The organism is Methylomagnum sp., assembly GCF_054333355.1.
In genome coordinates, this window is sequence record NZ_JBTEKS010000368.1 from 1 (window position 1) to 4,327 (window position 4,327).

The window sequence follows — 4,327 nt, forward strand, 5'->3', positions numbered from 1 at the left end:
TGGCTTTGCCCCGGCGGATTTTGGCGTCCGGCCCGGTGGTGTCCTTGGTGGCCTTGTGCTTGACCGGCTCGTCGGATAGCACGCGGTCGATCTTGAGGGCGAATTGCGCCGGACCCTGGATGCCGCCGATGGCCACGGCCACCCAACCGGCTTTGGCCGGCCACAGGCTGTCCCGGCTGGGAATGGCACCGGAACAATCCGGGAGATTCGGGTCTTTGGGCTGACTGACCGGGGCTTTCACCGTGACATTGACGGAGTCCGGGCTGGCGCTGGCTTGGCCGCTGGCGCTCGTGACCACCACTTGGAAGCTCAACACGGTGTCCGCCGCGACCGTCGGCGCGGTGAAGAGGGGCCGCGCCTGATTCGATACGCCGCTCAAATCCACCGTCGGCCCGGCGGTTTGGGTCCACTGGTAGACCAGCGGCGAGCGGTCGGCGGGATTTTGATTGCGGCTGGCGGAACCGTCCAAGGTGACGACGGAGCCGCTTTCGACGGCGAAATCCTGCCCCGCGTCGGCGGCTGGCGGGGCTAGTGCCTTCACGGTGATATTCACTGTGGCGGGGGCGGCGCTGGCGTTGCCGCTGCCATTCGTGACCACCAGTTGGAAGCTCAGCACCGTGTCCGCCGCGACCGTTGGCGCGGTGAAGCTGGGCTTCGCCACATTCGCACCACCGCTGAAGGTCACGGCTGGCCCGGCGGTCTGAGTCCATTGGTAGGTGAGCGGCTGGGTTTGGCCGGGTGTTGAATCGTTGCTGGCGGAGCCGTCCAAGGTCACGGCGGTGCCACTTTCGACGGTGAAATCCTGCCCGGCATTGGCGACTGGCAACGGCAAGCTCATGCCCTTGACATACACAGGCACAGGTGGCGTGCTTTGGCTATCAAGGATGGGCATGTCCTGAAACACTGTCGACGCCCCTTTGATAATATTTTTAGCCACTGGCAACGCATTGATGGCATCCACTACCGCCATGCCGTCCACGACCTTGCCGAACACCGCGTATCCCGGACTCGCGCTACTTGCGTAGTCCAAAAATTTGTTGTCCACAACATTGATATAAAACTGGGAGGTCGCGGAGTTGGCAACATTGGTGCGGGCCATGGCGATGGTGCCACGCAGATTACTCAGCCCGTTGTTGGACTCTAGAACGATGGCCGGGTGGGTGGGTTTCTGAGTCGGGCTGGTGAAACTGGCCGCTCGGTCGAAGCCGCCGCCCTGCACCACGAAATTCTTCGGCGAACGGTGAAATATCGTGTCCTGATAAAACCCTTCGCCGAGATACGTCAGGAAATTCGCCACGGTGATGGGCGCCTTATCGCCATTCAGCTCCAGGGTGAACGCGCCGAGATTGGTCTCGACGGTGACAAACGTAAAACCAGCCCAGGCCGGTGAAATGAACAACGTGGTCAGAATCGTCAGCAGGGCTAGGAGTGATTTACGCATGGCTTAACCAAAGGATGGAGAGGGGCACGGGCAGGAAAACCGATGGCCGGTTTGGAGCTGCTGTACTAAGGGCGGCGATTCTACCCCTTGCCCCATTTCGCCAACAATGCCGCCCAGCCGACCCCTTTCCGGTTTGCCAAACGAACGGTTCACGGCCAGCGCGACGGGATTCCCGGCTCAACGCTGTCCCGCTTTTGCATCGCCCCCCCGGATTCGCTACTCTAGCCCTTCCAGTCCACCACCCCCATCCCCTGAATGGAAGTTCTCATACTAGCCTGCCTGTTCGTTCTGAACGGCCTGTTCGCGATGTCGGAAATCGCCATCGTGTCCGCCCGCAAAATCCGCCTGCAACAAGCCGCCGAGGACGGCGTCGCCAGTGCCAAAATCGCCCTGCGGCTGGCCAACGAACCCAGCCATTTCCTGTCCACCATCCAGGTTGGCATCACCCTCATCGGCATCCTCAGCGGCGCCTACGGCGAAGCGGCGCTGTCCGGCAAGCTGGCCGCGTTCCTGGCCCAATTCCCGGAGATCGAACCCTATAGCCGTGGACTCGCGCTGACCATCGTGGTCATGGGCATCACCTATGCCTCGCTCATCATTGGCGAACTGGTGCCGAAGCGTTTGGCCCTGCAACGGCCCGAGCAAATCGCCACGCTCATGGCCCGGCCCATGAACCTGCTATCCGTCGTGGCCTATCCGTTGGTGAAAGTGCTGAGCTTATCCACTGATCTGGTGCTGTGGCTGCTCCGCGCCCGCAAGCCGGACGAACCCCTGGTGACGGAGCAGGAAATCAAGCTGATGATCGACCAGGGCACCGAGGCGGGCGTGTTCCACAAGAGCGAGAAGGAAATGGTCTCCAACGTGATGCGCCTCGACGCGCTACGGGTCGGGGCCATCATGACGCCGCGCATGGATATTTTCTTCCTGGACGTGAAGGACTCCATCGAGGACAACCGCCAGAAGCTCATCGACAGCCCCTATTCCATCGCGCCGGTCTGCAAGGGCGGACTCGACAACGTGATCGGCTTCGCCCAGGCCAAGGACATGCTGCGCCGGGCGTTGAACGACGAGCGGATGGAATTGAAGGCGGCGATGCGGCCCGCCCATTTCGTTCCCAAGTCGTTGAGTCCGATGCAGGTGCTGGAGGAATTCAAGCGCTCCAAGACCGCCATGGCCCTGGTCGTGGACGAGTACGGCGAAATCGCCGGGCTGGTGACGCTCAAGGACGTGATGGAGTCCATCGTCGGCGACCTCCCTTCCGAGGAGGAAACCGGCGAGGAATCGGACGCCGTGCAGCGGGATGACGGCTCTTGGCTGCTGGATGGCACCTTGAGCATCGAGAAGTTTAAACAGCTTTTTGATGTGGAGGAATTGCCCGACGAAGCGGCGGGCAACTTCCACACCATCGGTGGCTTTGTCATGTTGCAGCTCGGCCATGTGCCCCGCGCCGCCGATCATTTCCATTGGGACGGGCTGCGCTTCGAGGTGGTGGACATGGACAAGAACCGGGTCGATAAGATTTTGGTCGCCCCGGATGAACCGCTGGATGAACAGTGAGCGAAAATCAATAACTTGACCGTGGCGGGCTGACCCGGCTATCATTCCGGGTTTTCCAGTTTTCTCCGTTGGAGCCTTTAGATATGTACGCGGTAATACAAACGGGCGGCAAGCAGTACCGGGTCACAGAGGGCGAAGTCCTGAAAATCGAAACCCTGGTGGCCGACGCGGGCCAGGAAGTCGAGTTCGACAAAGTCCTCATGGTCCAGTCCGATGACAGCATCAAGGTAGGCAAGCCCTACGTGGAAGGCGGCAAAGTCACCGCCACCGTGACGGCCCATGGCCGCCACCCCAAAGTTAAGATCGTGAAGTTCCGTCGGCGCAAGCACTACATGAAGCAGGCCGGTCATCGCCAGAACTACACCGAAGTCAAAATCACCGGCATTTCCGCTTAATCCAGCGAGGCACCCACAATGGCTCATAAGAAAGCAGGCGGCAGTTCCCGCAACGGTCGCGACTCCAATGCCCAACGCCTGGGCGTCAAGCGCTTCGGCGGCGAGTTGGTCAAGGCTGGCAGCATCATCGTCCGGCAGCGCGGCACCCCCTTCCACCCCGGCGAGAACGTCGGCATCGGCAAGGATCACACCCTGTTCGCCACCGCCGAAGGCCACGTCGAATTCAGGGTCAAAGGCCCGTTTCAGCGCAAGTACGTGAATATCGTGCCGGTCGCGGCGACCACCGCCGAGGCTTAACGCGCCGCCCCGTTCTTCCCCAGCGGAGAATCTGAAAAAGCCTCGTCAGTGACGGGGCTTTTTTGTCTTCATCGAATCGCGCTGACCTTAAAATGGTAGGGTGGGCATATTCCCATGCCTACTAAATTCATGGATCGACCAGCATTCTGGTGGGCATGAGCACATGCCCGCCCTACATTGAATCCTGCTATGAAATTCGTTGACGAAGCAAAAATCAGAGTCGAGGCCGGTGACGGCGGCAATGGCTGCGTCGGTTTTCATCGTGAAAAATTCGTCCCGTTCGGCGGCCCCAACGGCGGCGACGGTGGCGACGGCGGCAGCGTCTATCTGGTTGCCTCCGAGAACCTCAACACCTTGGTGGATTTCCGTCACCTCGCCGTGTTCCGGGGGGAGCGCGGCCAGAACGGCATGGGCGGCGATTGTACGGGCCGGGCCGGAGAAGATCGTATCGTCCGCGTCCCGACCGGCACCCAGGTGTTCGACGCCGACACCGGCGAGAAGCTGGGCGACCTGACCCAAGAAGGCCAAACCCTCTTAGTCGCTAAGGGCGGCTGGCATGGGCTCGGCAATACCCGCTTCAAAAGCAGCACCAATCGCGCCCCGCGCCAATTCACGCCCGGTAAGCCGGGCGAGAAAC

Annotated in this window: 4 protein-coding genes and 1 pseudogene; 4 read left to right on the forward strand and 1 reads right to left on the reverse strand. The window is 61.1% G+C overall.

All coding sequences use genetic code 11. The annotated features are described in order from the left end of the window. Nucleotides 1-1,441, reverse strand: a 1,441-nt coding sequence (locus ACXWUF_RS19395; protein ID WP_458496230.1) for a peptidylprolyl isomerase, incomplete at its 3' end; no start/stop codon positions are given. 255 nt (nucleotides 1,442-1,696) lie between these two features. Between ACXWUF_RS19395 and ACXWUF_RS19400 the strand changes: the two genes are divergently transcribed. From ACXWUF_RS19400 to obgE, 4 genes and pseudogenes are all read left to right on the forward strand, one after another. Next, nucleotides 1,697-2,998, forward strand: coding sequence for a hemolysin family protein (locus ACXWUF_RS19400; RefSeq protein WP_458496231.1), 1,302 nt, complete (start codon nucleotides 1,697-1,699; stop codon nucleotides 2,996-2,998). 83 nt (nucleotides 2,999-3,081) lie between these two features. Then, the gene (rplU, locus tag ACXWUF_RS19405; RefSeq protein WP_458496232.1) at nucleotides 3,082-3,393 is read left to right on the forward strand and encodes a 50S ribosomal protein L21; all 312 of its coding nucleotides are present in this window, start codon (nucleotides 3,082-3,084) and stop codon (nucleotides 3,391-3,393) included. An 18-nt stretch (nucleotides 3,394-3,411) separates the two neighbouring features. Next, nucleotides 3,412-3,690 carry a 50S ribosomal protein L27 gene (rpmA, locus tag ACXWUF_RS19410; RefSeq protein ID WP_458496233.1) on the forward strand — a complete coding sequence of 93 codons (279 nt, stop codon included), beginning with the start codon at nucleotides 3,412-3,414 and terminating at the stop codon, nucleotides 3,688-3,690. A 189-nt stretch (nucleotides 3,691-3,879) separates the two neighbouring features. Further along, a pseudogene (gene obgE / locus ACXWUF_RS19415) lies at nucleotides 3,880-4,327 on the forward strand (GTPase ObgE); the annotation flags it as partial.